The organism is Winogradskyella eximia, assembly GCF_003386165.1.
GTDB classification, from domain to species: domain Bacteria; phylum Bacteroidota; class Bacteroidia; order Flavobacteriales; family Flavobacteriaceae; genus Winogradskyella; species Winogradskyella eximia.
The window spans coordinates 131,815-151,237 of sequence record NZ_QRDV01000009.1 but is presented as its reverse complement, the minus strand read 5'-3'; the positions used below and the strand labels follow the sequence as shown (position 1 = coordinate 151,237).

Annotated in this window: 13 protein-coding genes; 8 read left to right on the top strand and 5 right to left on the bottom strand. The window is 32.5% G+C overall.

Features of this window, described 5'->3' with window-relative positions; translation table 11 throughout:
• Window positions 1–79: 79 nt before the first annotated feature.
• From DFQ10_RS16770 to DFQ10_RS16760, 3 genes are all read right to left on the bottom strand, one after another.
• Window positions 80–2,110 (bottom strand): M3 family metallopeptidase, encoded by a 2,031-nt coding sequence (locus DFQ10_RS16770; protein ID WP_115818604.1) that lies wholly within the window; start codon window positions 2,108–2,110, stop codon window positions 80–82.
• A 165-nt stretch (window positions 2,111–2,275) separates the two neighbouring features.
• The gene (gene purE, locus DFQ10_RS16765) at window positions 2,276–2,755 is read right to left on the bottom strand and encodes a 5-(carboxyamino)imidazole ribonucleotide mutase (RefSeq protein WP_115818603.1); all 480 of its coding nucleotides are present in this window, start codon (window positions 2,753–2,755) and stop codon (window positions 2,276–2,278) included.
• Between the two features lie 3 nt (window positions 2,756–2,758).
• Window positions 2,759–3,913, bottom strand: coding sequence for a 5-(carboxyamino)imidazole ribonucleotide synthase (locus DFQ10_RS16760; protein ID WP_115818602.1), 1,155 nt, complete (start codon window positions 3,911–3,913; stop codon window positions 2,759–2,761).
• Window positions 3,914–4,080: 167 nt separating this feature from the next.
• On the opposite strand from DFQ10_RS16760, the gene DFQ10_RS16755 reads away from it, so the two are divergent.
• The 5 genes from DFQ10_RS16755 (at window position 4,081) to DFQ10_RS16735 (ending at window position 10,190) form a co-directional block, all read left to right on the top strand.
• Window positions 4,081–5,190: an adenylate kinase gene (locus tag DFQ10_RS16755; RefSeq protein ID WP_115818601.1), complete on the top strand. Its 1,110-nt coding sequence runs from the start codon at window positions 4,081–4,083 to the stop codon at window positions 5,188–5,190.
• Window positions 5,191–5,268: 78 nt separating this feature from the next.
• Window positions 5,269–6,267, top strand: a complete 999-nt coding sequence (gene obgE / locus DFQ10_RS16750) for a GTPase ObgE (RefSeq protein WP_115818600.1) — start codon at window positions 5,269–5,271, stop codon at window positions 6,265–6,267.
• A 15-nt stretch (window positions 6,268–6,282) separates the two neighbouring features.
• Window positions 6,283–6,996 carry an ion transporter gene (locus DFQ10_RS16745; protein ID WP_115818599.1) on the top strand — a complete coding sequence of 238 codons (714 nt, stop codon included), beginning with the start codon at window positions 6,283–6,285 and terminating at the stop codon, window positions 6,994–6,996.
• Between the two features lie 150 nt (window positions 6,997–7,146).
• The gene (locus DFQ10_RS16740) at window positions 7,147–9,678 is read left to right on the top strand and encodes a T9SS type A sorting domain-containing protein (protein ID WP_115818598.1); all 2,532 of its coding nucleotides are present in this window, start codon (window positions 7,147–7,149) and stop codon (window positions 9,676–9,678) included.
• Entirely contained in the window at window positions 9,675–10,190 is a 516-nt protein-coding gene (locus DFQ10_RS16735) for a DUF4136 domain-containing protein (protein WP_115818597.1), read from the top strand. The genes DFQ10_RS16740 and DFQ10_RS16735 overlap by 4 nt, the downstream gene beginning before the upstream one ends.
• Window positions 10,191–10,230: 40 nt before the next feature.
• Here DFQ10_RS16735 and DFQ10_RS16730 read toward each other — a convergent pair whose 3' ends face one another.
• The gene (locus DFQ10_RS16730; protein WP_115818596.1) at window positions 10,231–10,602 is read right to left on the bottom strand and encodes a DoxX family protein; all 372 of its coding nucleotides are present in this window, start codon (window positions 10,600–10,602) and stop codon (window positions 10,231–10,233) included.
• 349 nt (window positions 10,603–10,951) lie between these two features.
• On the opposite strand from DFQ10_RS16730, the gene DFQ10_RS16725 reads away from it, so the two are divergent.
• From DFQ10_RS16725 to DFQ10_RS16715, 3 genes are read left to right on the top strand one after another with little or no spacing between them, the layout of a single operon-like run.
• Window positions 10,952–11,449, top strand: a complete 498-nt coding sequence (locus tag DFQ10_RS16725) for a hypothetical protein (RefSeq protein ID WP_115818595.1) — start codon at window positions 10,952–10,954, stop codon at window positions 11,447–11,449.
• Between the two features lie 54 nt (window positions 11,450–11,503).
• Complete coding sequence (locus tag DFQ10_RS16720) at window positions 11,504–12,562, top strand: sensor histidine kinase (RefSeq protein WP_245940754.1); 1,059 nt, start codon at window positions 11,504–11,506, stop codon at window positions 12,560–12,562.
• Window positions 12,559–13,287, top strand: coding sequence for a LytR/AlgR family response regulator transcription factor (locus DFQ10_RS16715; RefSeq protein ID WP_115818593.1), 729 nt, complete (start codon window positions 12,559–12,561; stop codon window positions 13,285–13,287). Before DFQ10_RS16720 ends, DFQ10_RS16715 begins: the two co-directional genes overlap by 4 nt.
• On the opposite strand, the gene DFQ10_RS16710 is transcribed toward DFQ10_RS16715, so the two are convergent.
• Entirely contained in the window at window positions 13,284–19,376 is a 6,093-nt protein-coding gene (locus DFQ10_RS16710) for an alpha-2-macroglobulin family protein (RefSeq protein WP_115818592.1), read from the bottom strand. The two genes, DFQ10_RS16715 and DFQ10_RS16710, sit on opposite strands and share 4 nt — an antisense overlap.
• Between the last annotated feature and the right edge of the window lie 47 nt (window positions 19,377–19,423).

Sequence of the window (19,423 nt, the reverse complement as noted above, 5' to 3'; positions counted from 1 at the left end):
AATCTAACGACTTAAAAAGTTAATATTAGTAAATTTTATTATTACTTATTTAAGTAAGGTATAATATCTTAAAAACTTATTACTTCACTAATCCTGCGCGTCGTAATAAAGCTTCAGGTTTTGGTTCTTGTCCTCTAAACTTTTTATATAAAGTCATTGGGTCTTCTGTTCCTCCTTGAGATAGTACAAAGGTTTTAAATTTGTGAGCAATTTCTTTATTAAAAATGCCTTCTTCTTTAAAGTATTCAAAAGCATCTGCATCTAAAACTTCGGCCCATTTGTAACTGTAATAACCAGAAGAATAACCACCTTGAAAAATATGAGAGAATGATGTACTCATGCAATTCTCAGCGACATCAGGATATAAGCTTGTGTCTCCAAAGGCTTCAACTTCATGTGTTTTTACATCTTTAATTTCTGAAGGGTCAATACCATGCCAAGACATATCTAACAAGCCAAAACTAATTTGACGCAAGGTTTGCATACCTTCATGAAACGTAGAGGATGCTTTTATCTTATCAATCAGTTCCATAGGAATCACTTCACCTGTCTCATAATGCGTGGCAAATAACTCTAAAGCTTCTTTTTCGTAACACCAGTTTTCTAAAACTTGACTTGGTAATTCTACAAAATCCCAGTAAACACTTGTGCCAGACAAACTAGGATAGGTTGTGTTGGCTAACATACCATGAAGCGCGTGACCAAACTCGTGAAACAAGGTGGTAACTTCATTAAACGTTAATAATGAAGGTTTACTTTTTGTTGGTTTAGTGAAATTACAAACTATAGAAACGTGTGGTCTTTCGTTTACACCTTCTTTTATCATTTGAGGTTTGTAAGACGTCATCCATGCACCATTTCTTTTACCTGCTCTTGGAAAAAAGTCAGCATAGAATATAGATACTAATTCACCTTCACTGTCAGTAACTTTGTATGTTAAAACGTCTTCGTGGTATTTATCTATGGTATTAATTTCTTCAAATTGTAATCCGAATAATTTATTGGCCACCATAAACGCTCCATCAATAACGTTTTCTAATTTAAAATACGGTTTCAATTGTTCGTCATCTAAGTCGAATAATTTTTGTTTCAACTTTTCTGAATAATATCCAGAATCCCATTTTTGTAATTGGTCAATGTTATCTAAATCTTTTGCAAAATCTTCAAGTTTTTTGAATTCTGTTTTTGCAGCAGGTTTTGCTTTGTCTAATAATTCGTTTAAAAAAGACGTCACTTTTTCTGGTGTTTGTGCCATTCGCTCCTCTAATACAAAATGCGCATGAGATTTATAGCCTAAGAGTTGAGCTCTATCAAAGCGTAATTTCGCAATTTTAAGAACAATGTCTTGGTTGTCTAATTCATCATTTTGAAATCCTTTTCTTCCGAACGCTATAGACAGTTGTTTGCGTAATTCTCTGTTGTCTGCATAAGTCATAAACGGAATGTAACTTGGGTAATCTAATGTAATTAACCAACCGTCTTTGTTTTTGCTTTCTGCCAATTGTTTTGCTGCTTCTTTTGCACCATCAGGCAAACCTGAAATGTCATCTTCGTTGGTGAGTAACATTTCAAACTTATTAGTCTCAGCTAATATATGCTCACCAAACTTTAATTTCAACTGACTTAATTCTTTATCAATGGCTCTTAATTTTTCCTTTTTATCTTCTGGTAAATTGGCACCATTTCTAGAGAACCCTTTATATTTTTTGTCTAGAAGTGTTTCTTGTTCTGTGGTTAAATCTAAAGTAGATTTTGAATCGTAAACAGCCTTTACACGTTTAAATAATTCTTCATTTAGCGTAATGTCATTACTGAATTCTGAAAGTAAAGGTGAAACCTCTTGTGCTATTTTTTGAATCTCGTCATTAGTTTCAGCAGAGTTTAAGTTGAAGAAAATACTAGATATGCGATCTAGTTCTTCTCCCGAAAAATCTAATGCTTCAATAGTGTTTTCAAAGGTTGGATCTTCTAGGTTTGCTGTAATGGCGTCAATTTCAGCTTTAGCGTTTTCAATTCCTTTTTTAAATGCAGGTAAATAGTCTGCTGATTTAATTTTTGAAAACGGAGCTGTATGATAAGGTGTGTTAAACGATTTATTAAGAACTGTCATGATTTGGAAATTTCTATTAAGTATTTGATTATCCGAATTTTAACTTTTAGTTATGATAACCTTTAGTATGATATTTTGTAACTTTGCAGTAATATTTTGCATAGTAAATGATGTTAAAGTATGATTGATTAATAGCTAGAAGCCTTAACGAGAGTTGAGGCTTTTTTATAGGTCCTTAGCAGAATCGATAACTTTAGCTTTTAATCCTTCTTTATAGACCATTATTTTGTCTAAAACACATTGGTCTGAACACCCAATAATTTGAGCGGCTAAAATACCAGCATTTTTCGCACCATTAAGAGCCACAGTAGCTACAGGCACACCTCCTGGCATTTGTAAAATAGATAATACAGAATCCCATCCATCAATTGAGTTACTGCTTTTTACAGGCACTCCAATAATAGGCAATGGAGACATTGAGGCTACCATTCCTGGTAAATGTGCAGCTCCACCAGCACCAGCAATAATCACTTTAATACCTCTTTTATGAGCGTTTTTACTGAAGTCGAATAATTTTTCAGGTGTTCTATGTGCAGAAACGATGTCAACTTCAATTTCAATATCAAAACCGTTTAATATATCTATAGCGTCTTGCATTACTGGCATATCGCTTTTGCTTCCCATTATTATGGCTACTTTACTCATTGTTTATTCGCTAATTACTTCGATTGTTTGTTTTACTTGTTCTGCAATCTCACGTGCCACAGAGATATCTTTATTTACAATGGTCACATGGCCCATTTTACGGAAAGGTCTAGTTTGCTTTTTTCCGTAAATGTGTGGTATTACTCCATCCATTGCAAGAATTTTTTCAATGTTTTTATAAACTACATTTCCGGTATGATTTTCGGCACCAACAAGATTCACCATCACGCCAGCAACTTTACTTTCTGTATTACCAAGAGGTAAACCTAAAATACATCTAATCTGTTGTTCAAATTGTGAGGTGTAGCTTCCTTCTATACTATAATGCCCAGAATTATGAGGTCTTGGTGCGACTTCGTTTACTAAGATGTCATCATTTTCAGTCTGAAACATTTCTACAGCTAATAAACCCACATGTTTAAACGCAGCAGCCGTTTTTAGCGCTACTTGTTCTGCTTTTTTAGCAATGGTGTCTGGAATTCTAGCAGGACAAATAACATATTCAACCTGGTTAGCTTCTGGATGAAACTCCATTTCTACTACTGGATAGGTTTTTAAATCCCCTTGTTCATTTCTGGCAACAATAACCGCTAATTCATTTTTAAACGGAATTAACTTTTCCGTAATACATTCCACATTTGGTAAATCCGTTAAGTCAGAAAGACTTCTAACGACTTTTACACCTGTGCCATCATAACCAAATCGTGCACTTTTCCATACAAAAGGGTAATTTAAACCTCCATTATCTACAGCTTCATCAATTTCAGAGGTATATGCAAATCTTGAAAAATCTGCTGTCGGAATATCATGATCGCGATAAAATAATTTTTGTGTGGCTTTATTTTGAATGGTTCGCAAAGTTTTAGAAGATGGAAAAACTTTTACACCTTGTTTTTCAAGAGTTTCTAGGGCATCTACATTAACGTTTTCAATTTCAAAAGTTAATACATCAACGTGCTTTCCAAAGTCTACAACCGTTTGGTAATCTAAGATGTCGCCAACGGTAAATTCGTCGCAAGCCAGGCGTGATGGTGCATCTGCACTAGGATCTATGACACAAGTATAAATGTCAAACTTACGTGTATCATATAAAAGCATTTTGCCAAGTTGGCCACCACCAAGAATTCCGAGTTTAAATTTTGAAGAAAAATAGTTCATCAATTTTTGTTGTTCCCATATAAAAGGGAATCTTATTTAAGATTAAAAATTCTGCTTTTCAACAACAAAAATACGCTAAAAATGAGACATACTTATAAATTCGTAAATCAAAAATCCTTCAAACAGCAATCAAATATGTATCTTTGCAATTCTAAAATAACAAGAAAGTGATTAAGCTTCACGATTTATACTTTAAACCGTTCATTTCAGAAAAAGAAATTGATACTGCTGTCCAAACGATGGTAGATGGTATTGCTGCAGATTTGGGTGACGAGGTGCCTGTATTTATTGGCATATTAAACGGCTCGTTTATGCTAGTAAGCGATTTTGTAAAAAAATACCCAAAACCATGCGAAGTTACTTTTATAAAACTGGCCTCTTATGAAGGGGTTAAGTCTACAGAAGATATTCAACGCTTAATTGGTTTAACTCAAGATTTAACAGGTAGAACTGTTGTTATTTTAGAAGATATCATAGATTCAGGGAATACGTTAGAAGAGGTTCACCGCATTTTTAAAAATGAAAATGTTAAGCAATTAATTATTGCAACCTTGTTTTATAAACCTGAAGCTTATAACAAAGATTTTAAACTTCATTACGTAGGTATGGAAATTCCTAATAAGTTCATCGTTGGTTATGGGCTTGATTATAATGGATTAGGAAGAGATTTACCAGATGTATATCAATTAAAAACCACACAACATATGACAAACATAGTACTATTTGGCCCTCCAGGAGCAGGTAAAGGAACACAAGCTAATTTTCTAAAAGAGAAATACGATTTAATACACATCTCTACAGGTGACGTTTTTAGGTTTAATATTAAAAACGAAACTGCTTTAGGAATGTTGGCTAAGTCTTTTATGGATAAAGGAGAATTAGTGCCAGATCAAGTAACTATAGATATGTTAAGTAAAGAGGTGGAGAAAAATGCAGGAGCTAATGGTTTTATTTTTGATGGTTTTCCGAGAACTAATGCACAAGCAAAAGCATTAGATGAATTAATGGAAAATAAAGATTCTCAAATTAATGCCATGGTTGCTTTAGAGGTAGATGATGAGGTCTTGGTAGAACGATTACTCGAAAGAGGAAAAACAAGCGGAAGAACTGATGATTCTGACGAAAATATTATAAGAAACCGAATTAAGCAGTATTATACTAAAACGGCTATTTTAAAAGACTATTACGCAGATCAAAATAAATATTTTGGTGTTGATGGTGTTGGTAGTATTGAAGATATTACAGTGCGTTTAGGTACTGTGCTTGATAAACTATAATTTTTGCAATAGCAAGAATCTCATCAATTGCAGCTTAGATTTTAATTAATAAGATTCCCACTTTGTTGGGAAATGAATATGACTGAAGGAAATTTTGTTGACTACGTAAAAATGCATGTATCTTCTGGAAACGGAGGTAAAGGCTCTTCCCATTTACATCGCGAAAAATATATAGCTAAAGGTGGGCCAGATGGTGGTGATGGTGGTCGAGGAGGTCATGTAATTCTCCGAGGTAACTCTAATCTTTGGACACTTATTCACTTAAAATTTAAGAAACACGTAAAAGCTGGTCATGGATCGCATGGTAGTTCTGGTAGAAGTACAGGTGCTGATGGCGAAGATATGTATGTTGAAGTGCCTTTAGGTACGGTTGTAAGAGATTCTGAAACCGATACTATTCTGTTTGAAATTACAGAAGAAGGAGAAGAACGTATTGTTGCCGAAGGTGGTATGGGTGGACGAGGAAACTGGCATTTTAAAAACTCAGTAAATCAAACACCGCGTTATGCACAACCAGGTATTCCACTCGAAGAAAGACATATTACTTTAGAGCTTAAAGTGTTGGCAGATGTTGGATTAGTTGGATTTCCTAATGCAGGAAAATCGACTTTACTTTCTGTGTTAACTTCTGCGAAACCAAAGATTGCAGATTACGAGTTTACAACGCTAAAACCAAATTTAGGTATTGTTGAGTATCGTGATTTTCAGTCGTTTGTAATGGCAGATATTCCTGGGATAATTGAAGGTGCTGCTGAAGGTAAAGGTTTAGGTTATTACTTTTTAAGACATATTGAACGGAATTCAATTCTACTATTTTTAATTCCTGCTGATGCCAAAGATATTGTTGAGCAATACGAAATATTAGAAGACGAATTAAGACGTTACAACCCTGAAATGTTAGACAAGGAACGTTTTGTTGTAGTCTCAAAATCCGATATGTTGGATGACGAATTAAAGTCTGAAATATCAACAATACTAGATAAGGATCTTAACGCTAATTATATGTTTATTTCTTCTGTAGCACAACAAGGTCTAACAGAGTTAAAAGATACACTTTGGAAGATGTTGAATGATTAGGGTGTAAGCATTAATATGAAAGCATATTTAAAAAACCTTGTAGAACTTAACGATAACAAACGAAGCAGGCGTTTTGCTTATTTTATTCAGTTTTTAATTATTTTCTCTGTAATTACGTTTTCTATTGAAACGTTACCAGATTTAAAGCCACAAACAAGAGTCGTTTTAAATGCTATTGAAGCCTTTTGTGTGGTCATTTTTACTTTTGAATATTTAGCACGTATTTATGTGGCTGATAGTAAACCGAAATTTATTTTTAGTTTTTTTGGGATTGTTGATTTTCTTGCTATTCTTCCATTTTATTTGTCTTTCGGCATCGATTTACGTTCCTTACGTTTACTAAGAATGTTCCGTTTGTTTCGTCTCTTTAAGTTGGTGCGTTATAATAAAGCCATTAAGCATTTTGTTAATGCTATGAAGCTAGCAAAAGAGCAGATTATCCTTTTTTTGATCATAACTATTATGCTCATTTATTTTGCGGCAGTGGGTATTTATTATTTTGAAAACGAAGCACAGCCAGAGCATTTTTCTTCCATCTTCTCAAGTCTTTGGTGGTCTATTGTTACTTTAACAACAGTTGGTTATGGTGATGTTTACCCAATTACCGTTGGTGGTCGTATCTTTACATTCTTTATTCTTATGATTGGTTTGGGAATTGTTGCAATACCTACAGGTATTATCTCATCCTCTTTAACTAAGGCCGTTGAACCTCGAGACGAAGAAGAATAGTTTTTAAAATTTAGTCATTAGATTTGATTATATTTAAAAAACCTTTTAAAATCTATTTTATAAAAACAAGCAGGTTGGATACATGATCATTTAAGTGGATGATTAAACGTAATTAGCATGTGATCTTTAAAAATTAATAAATAAAAACACATGACATTAAAATTACAATTTGCCTTATTTCTTTTACTTCCAGTTTTATCTTTCGCTCAGTGTCCAACAGATGCACATATCGAATTAAACTCACAAGCTGAGGTAGATTCTTTTACTTCCGATTATCCGAGTTGTACATCCTTTACAACAGGGTATAATTTTATTATTAGTGGGCCAGATATTATTGATTTAAGCCCGTTATCTAGTTTAACTTATGTGACAAGAATAACTATTGAGAATAACCCTTTACTAACAAGTCTAGATGGATTAGATAATTTACAATCTAATAGCACTGATAAAACGGACTTGCATATTATAGATAATCCAACCCTTACGGATGTTAGTGCACTTCAGGGTTTAACAGCTTGCGGAAATATTGACATCATTAATAATGATCAATTGGCTAATCTAGATGGACTTAGTTCAATAACCTATATGGGTATTGAGACTTTGTTCACATTCCCTTTTCATTGGCTCGATATTTCAGATAATGATAACTTAACAAATATAAATGGTTTGGCTAATCTTGTACCTGCTATTATTGATGGTGTAAGGATTAAAAATAATCCATCATTAACGAGTTTGCAAGGTTTAGAGGAGTTTAGAATTTTTAATAGTTTAGAGATAGAGAATAATGATGCGTTAACAGATTTTACAGGACTTCATAATTTAGAATTCCTTTATGTAAGCTTTGATATAAAAGATAATGACGCTATTACAAGTTTGAATGAATTTGTTGTTTTAGAAAAAGTTGCTGATTTTAGTGTGGAAGGTAACGATATGCTAACAAGTCTAAACGGTTTAGGTGAAATAACAGGTTGGTATTCAATAAGTATTATTGATAACCCAAGCTTGACTGATATATCAGTGATTGAAAATTTTCCAGAAGACTTTACTAATCAACTGAATATTTCAGGCAATACAAGTTTAGCGGTATGTAATTATAGCTTTATTTGTAATTGGGCAACTAGTGCTCAGTCATCTAATGTGCAAGCTACAAATAATGCAGAAGGTTGTGGTTCTATTGCAGATATTATATCTGAGTGTACAGTATGTCCGGATAATTCGGTGAGTTTGGTTTTTAGTAGTCAACAAGATATTGATAACTACTTTGTAAATTATCCCAATTGTACCACTCCAGAAACAACTTTAATAATTGAAGGAGATGATATTACTAATCTCGATGGATTAAATGGAATTACAAGTGTTGGAGGTTTGTGGTTACAAAATAACCCTTTACTTACTAATGTAGATGGTTTAAACTCGCTAACAAATTTTACTGATTTTGGTAATTTTCTCTTTCTAATTATAAATAACAATCCATTATTGACTAATCTTTCCGCATTGATTAATGCCACTAATGATTATCCTATGGATATACAGATTGTAAACAATCCTCAGTTAGTAAGCTTAAATGGATTACAAGGCATTCAAGGAGTTGGTTACACTATTGTAGTATCAAATAATGATCTTTTAGTTGATTTTAATGGTTTCAATGGGTTTACAAATATTGACGATCTTATTATAAAAGATAACGCTGCTTTATCGAGTTTTAATGGATTGGATAATTTAGGTATTACAGGTAGCTTTGAATTTGAGAATAATGACGCTATGACATCATTTACATCTTTAAATGATGTAAATCCGCTTTGTGGTTTTACAATTCGAGACAATGAGATGTTAGCAGATATAGATGGTTTTGTAGATACCTTTGAAGACTTATGTGGTCCTAATATCATTATAGAGAATAATCCAAATTTGTCTGTGTGTAATATCAATTTTGTCTGCAGTGCAATACCATATCTCAATAGTTTCTTTGTTTCTAATAATGGAGACGGTTGTAATTCTACATATGATGTTAATAATGCTTGTGAAATTCCACCATTTAATGACGATATTACATGTACTAATTATTATGGAATGTCTAGTCTAGTTTTAGGAGAAACAGTAACGGCTAATAATGATTATGCTACAGCATCAACTTATAACCCATTTTGTAATGACAATGCCAATAGACAAGATATATGGTTTTTATTAAATCTAGATTCTAGTGTTGTAATTAACATAGAGGTGACTACTGGATTTTCAATTCAGCTTTGGGAAGGTAGTTGTAGTGCTTTAACACAGGTTTCAGGAGCGTGTGCTCAGAATATATTAGAAGATGTTTCAATAGTTGCAAACACACCCTATTTCTTACAAGTATGGTCAGATGATTTAGAGGATCGATCTCCAAATTCCACAACTTTAGGAGATTTTGAAATAACAGTACAAGACGCAACGTTATCATTAGGTGATAATAGTTTAGAAAATTTTAAAGTATATCCAAATCCTTTTAAAGATGAATTATCCTTATCTCATAGCAGAAAGATAGATCAAGTTTATATTTATGATTTATTAGGTAAACGTATTGCAATTAAGCCGATTGATGCAATGCATGCCACATTAAATCTGTCTGAATATGAGTCAGGAGTTTATTTTCTTAAAGTATTTAGTGGAAATGCGACTATCACTAAAAAGATAATTAAACAATGAAAAGAATAATTAGTGCCTTAATTTTTTTAGTAGTTTTTACATCGTGCGGAACACTGGTTCACTACGATTACGAAAAATCAACGGACTTCAGTAAGTATAAAACTTATAATTATTTTGATGATATGAAAACGGGTTTAAGCCAGTTTGATAGTCTACGTTTAATAAGTGCCATGGATGCCAAATTATCTGCAATGGGACTGACACGTGCTGATAACGCTGATTTTTATATCGATATTCAAAGTGAAGAATTGATGAATAGAAGCAGCCCAAATGTAGGTGTTGGTGTAGGAAGTGGTGGAGGTGGTGTCTCTGTTGGAATACCAATAGGAACCAATCAAAACACGAGAGAAATAGTTATTGAGTTTGTGGATAAAAAACAAAATGAAAGATTATTTTGGCAAGCTGTGAGTGAAAGTACTTATAGGTATAATGCATCTCCTGAAAAGCGTGAAACTACGCTTGTGAAATTAGTAGAAAAGATATTTGCTAAGTATCCACCAAATAAAGAATAAAACAAAAAAGGTCGAGATTGTAACTTGTTTGTAGTTTTTTTTAACTCAATAACGCCTTATATTTATCCTTATAACCAACCATTACAGCAATATTAAGAATAAGTAGTATTGCCGTTCTTATTATTCCGTTAGGCTCTAATGTAATGTGAAACAAAAGTGCATTTACAGATATACTCATTAAAATGAGTGCCATTAAGGCTCCGTATTTGTTCAGAATTAGAGACAAACCAGATACAACTAACACTATACCTACAAGTATCATAGTTTTAGAGTTAGACAATGCTGTAAAGTAATCTGCAGCATCTCCAGTTAATTCCGATAATGGTAAAAAATGCAAGAATTTATTTATCCCAAAGACTAAACTAAAAATACCAAGAGTACTTCTTAGAATTTTAAAGAGGTTTGAATTCATAATTGTATTAATTTTTCCGTGAGTGTTTTTTGAATTGAGGCATTGACATCATTGATTATTATCTTCACTTTATATTCATTTTGACTCAGATTTGTTATTGATCTTTCCGCTTAATATAATCAATTTACCACTCGTCATAATTTCAATTTTATAAAGGTAAAGCTGTTTTATATTTATCCTATCAATTAATAACGAATAGAAATCATCAATCAAAAAACAACAGTATTATGTTCATCTTAGTAAAAACCATCGTAGAGTTTATCATTGAAGTCGTATTGAATTAAATCAATCAATCAATCAATCAATCAATCAATCAATCAATCAATCAATCAATCAAAAAACATTAATCATGAAAAAACAAGACACATTTCAAGAACAATTAAAGACATTTGAAAAATTGCTAGCAGGAGCCAAAATGGCTCAGCTATCATCCGTTATTTTAGTTACAGTTTCATTAGTACTTGCATTTAAGTCTAGAGAAAACGGTCTGTATGTTATGCTGTTATTAACCGGAGCTTTGGCCATAATCTTTTTTATTGATAAATTTTTATCCGTAAAAGAAATAAAACAAAAGTCGTATACACAAACCTCCTTGGCTTCTAGTATCTCAAAATTAAAGGTATATATGGCTAATCGTAAAAAATATGAAATGTATTTTATGGCTTTTTGGGTGTTAACCTTAATTCCGTCTGCAACAGCCCATTTTGAGTCTAATGTTATAGGTATTATTGCTATTCTAACTTATATAGCTTTGGTAAGTGTTTTTGGTTATTTAGCATACAAAAAAACCGACAAAGAAATTACGTTGTTAGAAAGAACAATGGAAAATGAATTACAATTACAATAAACGCTATTTATCTAATATCTTGCCATTATATTATTAAACACAAATAAATAACGATTGAAATTATTAACGAATTATAAGTATTGGATTGTAAATCTTATTGGCTGGGTTGTATTTGCACTATTAATGCTTACAATAGATAAGATCTCATATTCAGGTGACACACCAATTAATTATGTTAATTACCTTTTAGTAGAAGGTGTATTGTGTGGTTTATTAGGATTTGTTTTATCTTTTATAATATTATTTTATATCGAAAATTATTTTGATATTGGTAATTATACTAAAGCAGACGTTTATAAATTGATTGGAGTAGTCATTGTTACTCAAGTACTTTATCATATTTTACTTTGGCCTATATTAAATATTCCTATAGAGTATTATATGGGAAGGAGTGTTAATTTAACCTTATTTCAGAAGTTAACTAATGTGCCTCATTTTTTAGCCTATTTTGTAGTTTGGTTGTTTGTTGTTTTAACATTGAAACTAGTGCATCATATTAATACCATTAAGGTAAAACAATTGCAGCTAGAAGCTAATTTAAAAGAAGCACAACTTAACACATTAAAAGGTCAAATAAATCCACATTTTATGTTTAATAGCCTAAATAACATTCGTGGATTAATGTTAGAAGATGTGGATAAAGCTAGAGGAATGCTAACCAATTTATCTGAAACTTTAAGATATTCACTAACAAAGAGTGATGTGAATTCCATTTCTTTAGAAGACGAACTAGAAATGGTAGAAAACTATGTAGAAATCTCTAAAATTCAATTTGAAAATCGCTTGCAATTTGAAACAGAAATTGACTCAAATTCATTGTCCAAGCAAATTCCTCCAATGATTATTCAAATGTTGGTAGAAAACGCTCTTAAGCATGGTATATCTAATTTAAAGAGTGGAGGTAAAGTAAAATTGTTAACCATAATAAAGGATAATCAATTGCAAATTGAAGTCGCAAATTCTGGAACACTACAAAAAAGTGAAAACACAACACATTTAGGATTGCAAAACATAAAAAAGCGTCTTGAATTGCTATATGGAAAAGAGGCTACATTTAAATTAAAAGAGATAGAAAACGAAGTGGTTGCCACTATTAAAATGCCGTTAGTATGATAACCTTAAAAGCTGTTATTGTTGAAGATTCTCGTTTAGCTCGTAATGAGTTAAAAGAACTTTTTAAAGCACATAAAGAGATTGAACTTATTGGTGAGGCCGAAAACGTAGACGATGGGTTTGCGCTAATTAATAAAACGAATCCAGATTTGCTTTTTTTAGATATTAACATGCCAGAAAAAGATGGTTTTCAGCTTTTAGAACTATTAGATGAGGTGCCAATAACAATTTTTACAACCGCTTTTGATGAATATGCTATCAAATCTTTTGAGTATAATGCCTTCGATTATTTACTGAAGCCTATAAGTCAAAAGCGTTTTTCAAGTTCTATAGCTAAAGTTATTGAGAAAGAGAGTTCAGGAACTTCTTCAGACAAAAAACAAGACGGACTAAGTCTAGATAAACAGATTTTTATAAAAGACGGAGAAAATTGTTGGTTGGTAAAAATTAAAGACATTTCACTTTTTGAAATTGTTGGGAATTACACACGTGTCTTTTTCGATTCTAATAAACCTTTAATTTATAAATCATTAGCGCAAATTGAAGAAAAGCTTCCTCAGGATGTTTTTTTTAGAGCAAATAGACAGCAGATTATTAACATTAATCATGTTAAAAAAGTAGTGTCATGGTTTAACGGAAAGCTAAAAATAGAAATGAATTCTGGAGAGGAAATTGAAATCTCCAGAAGACAATCCTATATATTTAAAGATCAATTAAGTTTTTAGTCTACTATAACTCTTACGCCTTCACTATGACTGCTAAATTCTGGAGCGTACATACTTTGAATGGTGCTAATGCCATTACTCATATCACCAGCATTATTTACACGTAAATCGTATTCAAATACATAAACACCTTTTGGTAAATAATCCATAAAGAAATTTGTGGCTGCATCTTTAGTACTTTCATAATAACCCAAACCATCTTGCCATTTGTATTGTGATAAAACGTTTATTGGTTCTAAACCAGAAGCTCGCATATCTTTTAGGTGCACAAATTCCATATTGCGATCAGTCCTTAATTCAATTCTCACTCTAATTAAATCACCAACTTTGAGTTTTGAGTCAGACGTAATTTCTGTAATTTCTTCACCGTTATCTGTATTGGTTTTTAGGAAGAGTTTTTTACTCAGTTTCAATGGTGTTTCAGCTGAGGTAATCTTATCTAAATCTTCAAAATATTGCCAGTATAAAGCTCCCCAAGCAATACCTTCTCCTTTTTTAGTTATTGTAACATCAGCTTGTTCTGGTTTAATTTCAGATCCTGTCCAAGATGTTTTATAGTAACCAGTACCAGCCTCCACTTTTACATTTTCTAATGTTGAAGGTGAGAGTGTTTCATTACCAACTTTAACGTCCACTTGTTCTGTAACGCTCAACCAATCGCTTCCTTGAAGTAGTAAGGCATATACTGCTTCAGTCGTCGCTTTAGTGGTTTTCCATTGATTGGTTTGCTTGTTCTTAAGTAACCAAATTTTCAAGTTATCTATCGTTTCGAGATTTTTCGCTTCGCTTTGTATACGAGTTCCAACTTCAGAAAAGGCTTCAACCATTAAGGCTTGTGTTTCAATTGGTGCTTGGTACCAATACCAAGAATTTGTATTTGCTTTCCAATACATGCCTAATTCATCTGAAGTAATACTGTTTTCTTTTAACGACTTTATAATTTTACCAGCAGTTTTCTCGTCATCCATTCTGTGCATGGTTAAAGCCATTAATCCTTTAGCATATAATGAACGTTTTAACCAATATTTCTGAATCTGAGTCTGATAATAATCCATAATGGTCTGCACTTCTTTAGTAGGCTTAATTTCAGGATAAAAACTTCGTGTGTATAAATAATGCAGTTGCATTTGTGATAAGTGGTCTTTACTTAAATCGGCATCTTTATTATATTTTCTGATGTTTTTATATTCTTGAATAAATTCTGTATCTAAATAACGTAATGCATTTTGAATCATAGATTCTTCGCTGTTATTCTGTGCGATATTTAGTTTCTTAAGATGCCCAAAGCCAGCAATAATATGTTGCGTGATGTAACGATTGTCTCTTCCACCATTAAACCAAGGCCAAGCTCCAGAACTGTGTTGGTTGTTCTTTAGTTTTCTTATGGCAGATTGCAATTCGTTATTCATTTTATTTAGGTCGAATAACAACCCTATGCGTTTTTTCTGTTCGGTTTCAGATTGTGCATCACGTAACCAAGGTGTTTCTTGAATCAATAATGATTTCAATTCTTGATTCTTTTCTAAATTTGAAAGTAATGCGTCAGTCGATTTCCATTGATTGAAAACGGCCTCAATTTTAGGATTCGATTGTACAATGTGTTGTGCTAATGCATTGGCATAGTAACGTGAAAATGTCTGCTCATTACACTCATAAGGATATTCCATCAAATAAGGCAGCGCTTGTACAGCATACCAAGCTGGTTTCGATGTCATTTCTAAAGTTAATTTATGATGACTCAGTGTTGTTGAGGTAGTATTCTTCAGTTTATCTAAAGTGAATGTTTTTGTTTGATTAGAACGTATCCACATTGGCATCGTTTCTGTAACTAGCATTCTGTTAGATAAAACAGGTAAGGCATTTTGCTCACCATCACTAAAAGCACCTGCTTTAGCAATAATTTTATATTGTACTGCTTGTATACCTTCCGGAATCTCTAAATTCCAAGTTACTTGTGTATTGCCTTTGGCATCTACTTTAAAGCCTAAATCATTATAAGCATTTGATAATTCACCATCAATAGATTTACCAGTAATAGGGTCTGTAAGCAATAATTGTGCAACACCATCTAAAGCATTTTCTGTTAGATTAGCAATCTTAGTGCTAATTCTAATTTTATCGCCTTCTCGTAAAAAACGTGGTGTATTAGGTATTACCATCAACTCTTTTTGTGTAACCGTTGTTAGTTGCGTAGTGCCACTTTCTAAAGTTTTAGTATGCGCTAAGAGTTGCAGTTTCCATTTGGTTAATGCTTCTGGTGCTTTAAAATTGAAACTAACATTGCCTTCTTTATCTGTTTGTAATTGAGGAAAGAAGAACGCAGTTTCGTTTAGGTTTTTTCTTATTTGGATGTTGTTTGAATCTATTTTTTCGTTATTAGGTTTTTCGCTGGTATCTTTAGATCCGGCTGATTCTGCACTATTATTAAATACTAAAGCTTTTTTAGACTTTGTACTCATGTCTTCAAAACCACTATCCATTTCTATTCCAACACCTATTTCATCTTCAAGCATCATAGCAGCTTGCGGTGACGAAAGTCTTCTGTTTTTTGTTTCATAACTATTGTAAACGGTTAACCTTTGTCCAATATAAAACCCAAACCAATTTAATTGGTCGTAACCCTGGTAAGGGTAAGATGCTGTAGTATTGAATTGGTTGTGAACCCTAAAGCTGGTGTGCCCAAAACTCTGTCTTGAGTTTTTATAAATTCTTCCAGAATAATTAGGATTGCTTATTGGATTAAAACTCCAATGGTGTCCTTTAAATTCATCTAAAGATGCATCATACATACTTGCTAGTAATTCGGCAGATACTTTATCACCTTTTGGTCCTTTAATTTTAAAACTCCAAGTTTCATCTTGTCCTGGTTGTAATTTATCTCTAAAAGTGGTGGTTTCAATGTCTAAAGCAGTACTTGGATAAGGTACATTGATATTAAAACTTTGAGATTTATATTCGTTAAAAGCGGCAAATGACGTGTGTACTGTAAAGCCGCCTAAATCACCTTCTGTTACAGGAATGCTAATTGTTTTTTTAGAATTGTTGAGTTGGACTAACTGTGTCATTATAATTGTGTTGTCCTTTTCAATTTCTACAGTAACTGTGATGTTTTTAGCAGCTGAACCTAAAGTTAGTTTTGCAATGGAATTAACATCGTAAGTCGATTGGTCTAACTGTGCTTCATAGATTTGGTTATCTGCTATGGTCTTGTCTTTATCACTAAAAAGCGATGTGAAGATTTGGTCTTTTATAGGTTGCCCAAATTTATCTTTACTCTCTGCAACAATGATGTATTGGCCAGAATTCCATTTCTTAAGTTTTTTAAGCGTTATGGTTTTGTTCTTTTCAGTGTCAAATGTTGTGCTAAAAACTTCGTCTCCTTTTTTCCAATTGGTTAATAAACCTTCGTCGTCATAAGGGTCGTGCGGAAATAGGTTTATAAATTCTGTTTCAGAGAGCGTTTGGTAGTCTGGTGCTTGCCAAGGTCTTGTTCTTAAAACACGGTTTGGTGCGTTGAGTTTATATATTTTTAATTCCCCTTTTGCAGGTGTAAATTGTCCATTTAGATTTTGTGAATATATAGAGAATTCTATCTCGTTTTTACCCTTATTAATTTTCTGAGGTGCTGAAATATTGAGCGTCATAGCATGATAGCCAACATTTAAAATGGTAGAGCTAGAGCGTGTTTCGCCATTTATATCAGTAACGTCTGCTGTGATTTCATAATTAAAAACAGGAAGATTATCTTTAGAAACACTTTCATCTGGTAAAGCTTTAAAGGTGACTTCAAATTCACCTTTAGCATTTGTTTTTGTTTCGCCAAACGTAATTTCTTGGGCTTCGGCATTAAAATACGAGCGCCTCCAATAATACCAGCTCGGAAAACGCACATTTCTTTTTACACGATAAACCACTTTAGCATCTGTAATATTACTACCAGCAAAAGCTATAGCTGTTCCGTTTACGGTAATACTATCGTTTACTTTATAGGTTTCAGTAACAGGTTGAAATTGGGTTTTAAACTTAGGTCGCTTGTATTCTTCAACTGAGATATAAGCATACGTAGAATTATGAGAAAACATTTCAATAGTGAAATTACCAGTTAAACCATCGTTAGGTAATATAAATTCACCATGTACGGAACCAAATTCATTGGTCTGCAATAAGAGTTCACTAACTACTTCGCCATTAACATTTTTCAATCTCAATTTTGTAGCTTCATCTGCTGAAACTTCTGTTTTGCCGTTTCTAGATTTTGTGGCAATACCTTTAAAGTAAACCGTTTGTCCTGGTCTATAAATACTACGGTCAGTAAACAAGAAATTTCTATAATGTGTATCATTATTTGGGCTGTTGTCGTAGGTTCTATTGATGTAGAATTCGCCAAAATAGCCAGTGTCATTTTTAGCTGTTACTTTAATTTGTACATCTCTATAGTAATTATCGTCTTTTTTAAACTCGAATTTTCCAAAACGGTCTGTTGTAAATGATTTGCTTTTTCTGTTGTTGTTACGGTTATTTGAATAGGATAATTCTATAGTAGCATCTACTTTTGGTTTACCATTATGTCTATCTATAATCTGGTATAAATGATGACTGTTTTCATAGCTTTCAACCAATACCAAATCTGTAACTTGGATATGTGTTGTAGCAAAAACATTATCTTTAGTAGCTGTGTTGGCTTTAATTAAATATAAGCCATTGGCTAAATTTGGTATTACAATTTCAGTACTGTGATTTTGATAATCATCTTCCGTTTTTAATGCACTCGAAAATGTTTCAATAGGATTCAGTTTTTTGAAAAAAGCTTCTTTTTCTTCTGTCCTATAGATGTTATTGTAACGTTTTAATTGATTGTTAGAGATTTTATAAATTTTGAAATCTAACTTTTCTAAATTCTTATACGTCACTAAGGTTCTTGAGGGTGAATTGATACCTATAAATTGTTCGGCTTGTAAATGTAAATTTGGTTGTTGAATTTGCTCAATTAAAACTGCACACTTTTGTGCGCCAATGCTTTCTGGGAATATTTCAATTGCAGAATTACAGATTGCTATAGCTTCTTTTAATTTCCAACGGTTTTTATCCTTGAGTGCGCTGTCTTCAAGATTAAAGTAATAAGTATTGCCTTGACGTTGATACGCTAAAGCAATTTCATAATCATATAAAGCCGATAGCTCAGAGGTCTGTAATGCTGTTGATTCTGACTTTAAAGTTTCAATAAGTAAATCTTCTGCATTTTGGAATGTAGCATGTTGTTTTACAAAATTCAAGCGTTCTATATCTACATCTACAAATGCTTTGTTTGCTTTTTTATGACGATGGAACTTTATTAAATTTTGATAAATCTTTAATGCATTACGTTGCAGCGATAACGTGTCTTTAGAGTTTAAATCTGCATTGATAAAGACGTTGCTGTCTGCAATAAAGTCTTCATTATCAATAGTAAATTTATACGAAGGTTGTGTGATACTGCTTTCGTCAGTTTTGTAAAAGCTTAAGGCATTATGACTTAATAAATCATATAACGTAGGACGAAAGTCTTTAGAGTTTTCGGCTTCATTTAATAATAAACTATAGTTGCTCAACGGTTCTTGTTGCAACAAAATACCATTTTCTAGAGAGCGTTGGTAATAGGTATGGATTTCATTAAAAATGGTTTCTAAATCCCAGGTTCTAAAATCATCACTAACTTTTTCAGAGGTTTTAGTTCTGTTGTAAAATTGGTAACGACTTTGTTGAAAATATTGCCAATACATAGTCGCTAACATATTTTCTAAAAGATGTTTGGTAACCACGTTTTTTGTAGTGTCGATTTCAGATTTAAAGCGATTTACAATGTGTAGTTGTGCATCTTCTTCAAGTACAAGCATGTATTTACTGATATGCAGTAAAGCCTTAATGCGTTGCTCAGGGTTTTCTGCTTTAACGGCTTTTTTGTAAATGTCTTCAACTAAATCGGAAGCACTTTTTGTGAGCCCTTCGTTTTCTAGTTTGGTGACTTCTTTCCATTGATTTTCAAAATCATTTTGAGCGTTAGAAAAAGAAGCAAAGCAGATTAGCATAAATAGCGATATATAGTGTTTCATGTGATTTATATTTATAGCAAAATACATTCAAAATGTATTCCAAAAAC

Coding starts and splice junctions, on each gene's coding strand:
- DFQ10_RS16745 (WP_115818599.1), top strand. CDS start 6,283: ATGAAAGCATATTTAAAAAACCTTGTAGAACTTAACGATAACAAACGA.
- obgE (WP_115818600.1), top strand. CDS start 5,269: ATGACTGAAGGAAATTTTGTTGACTACGTAAAAATGCATGTATCTTCT.
- DFQ10_RS16740 (WP_115818598.1), top strand. CDS start 7,147: ATGACATTAAAATTACAATTTGCCTTATTTCTTTTACTTCCAGTTTTA.
- DFQ10_RS16710 (WP_115818592.1), bottom strand. CDS start 19,376: ATGAAACACTATATATCGCTATTTATGCTAATCTGCTTTGCTTCTTTT.
- DFQ10_RS16770 (WP_115818604.1), bottom strand. CDS start 2,110: ATGACAGTTCTTAATAAATCGTTTAACACACCTTATCATACAGCTCCG.
- purE (WP_115818603.1), bottom strand. CDS start 2,755: ATGAGTAAAGTAGCCATAATAATGGGAAGCAAAAGCGATATGCCAGTA.
- DFQ10_RS16735 (WP_115818597.1), top strand. CDS start 9,675: ATGAAAAGAATAATTAGTGCCTTAATTTTTTTAGTAGTTTTTACATCG.
- DFQ10_RS16725 (WP_115818595.1), top strand. CDS start 10,952: ATGAAAAAACAAGACACATTTCAAGAACAATTAAAGACATTTGAAAAA.
- DFQ10_RS16715 (WP_115818593.1), top strand. CDS start 12,559: ATGATAACCTTAAAAGCTGTTATTGTTGAAGATTCTCGTTTAGCTCGT.
- DFQ10_RS16730 (WP_115818596.1), bottom strand. CDS start 10,602: ATGAATTCAAACCTCTTTAAAATTCTAAGAAGTACTCTTGGTATTTTT.
- DFQ10_RS16760 (WP_115818602.1), bottom strand. CDS start 3,913: ATGAACTATTTTTCTTCAAAATTTAAACTCGGAATTCTTGGTGGTGGC.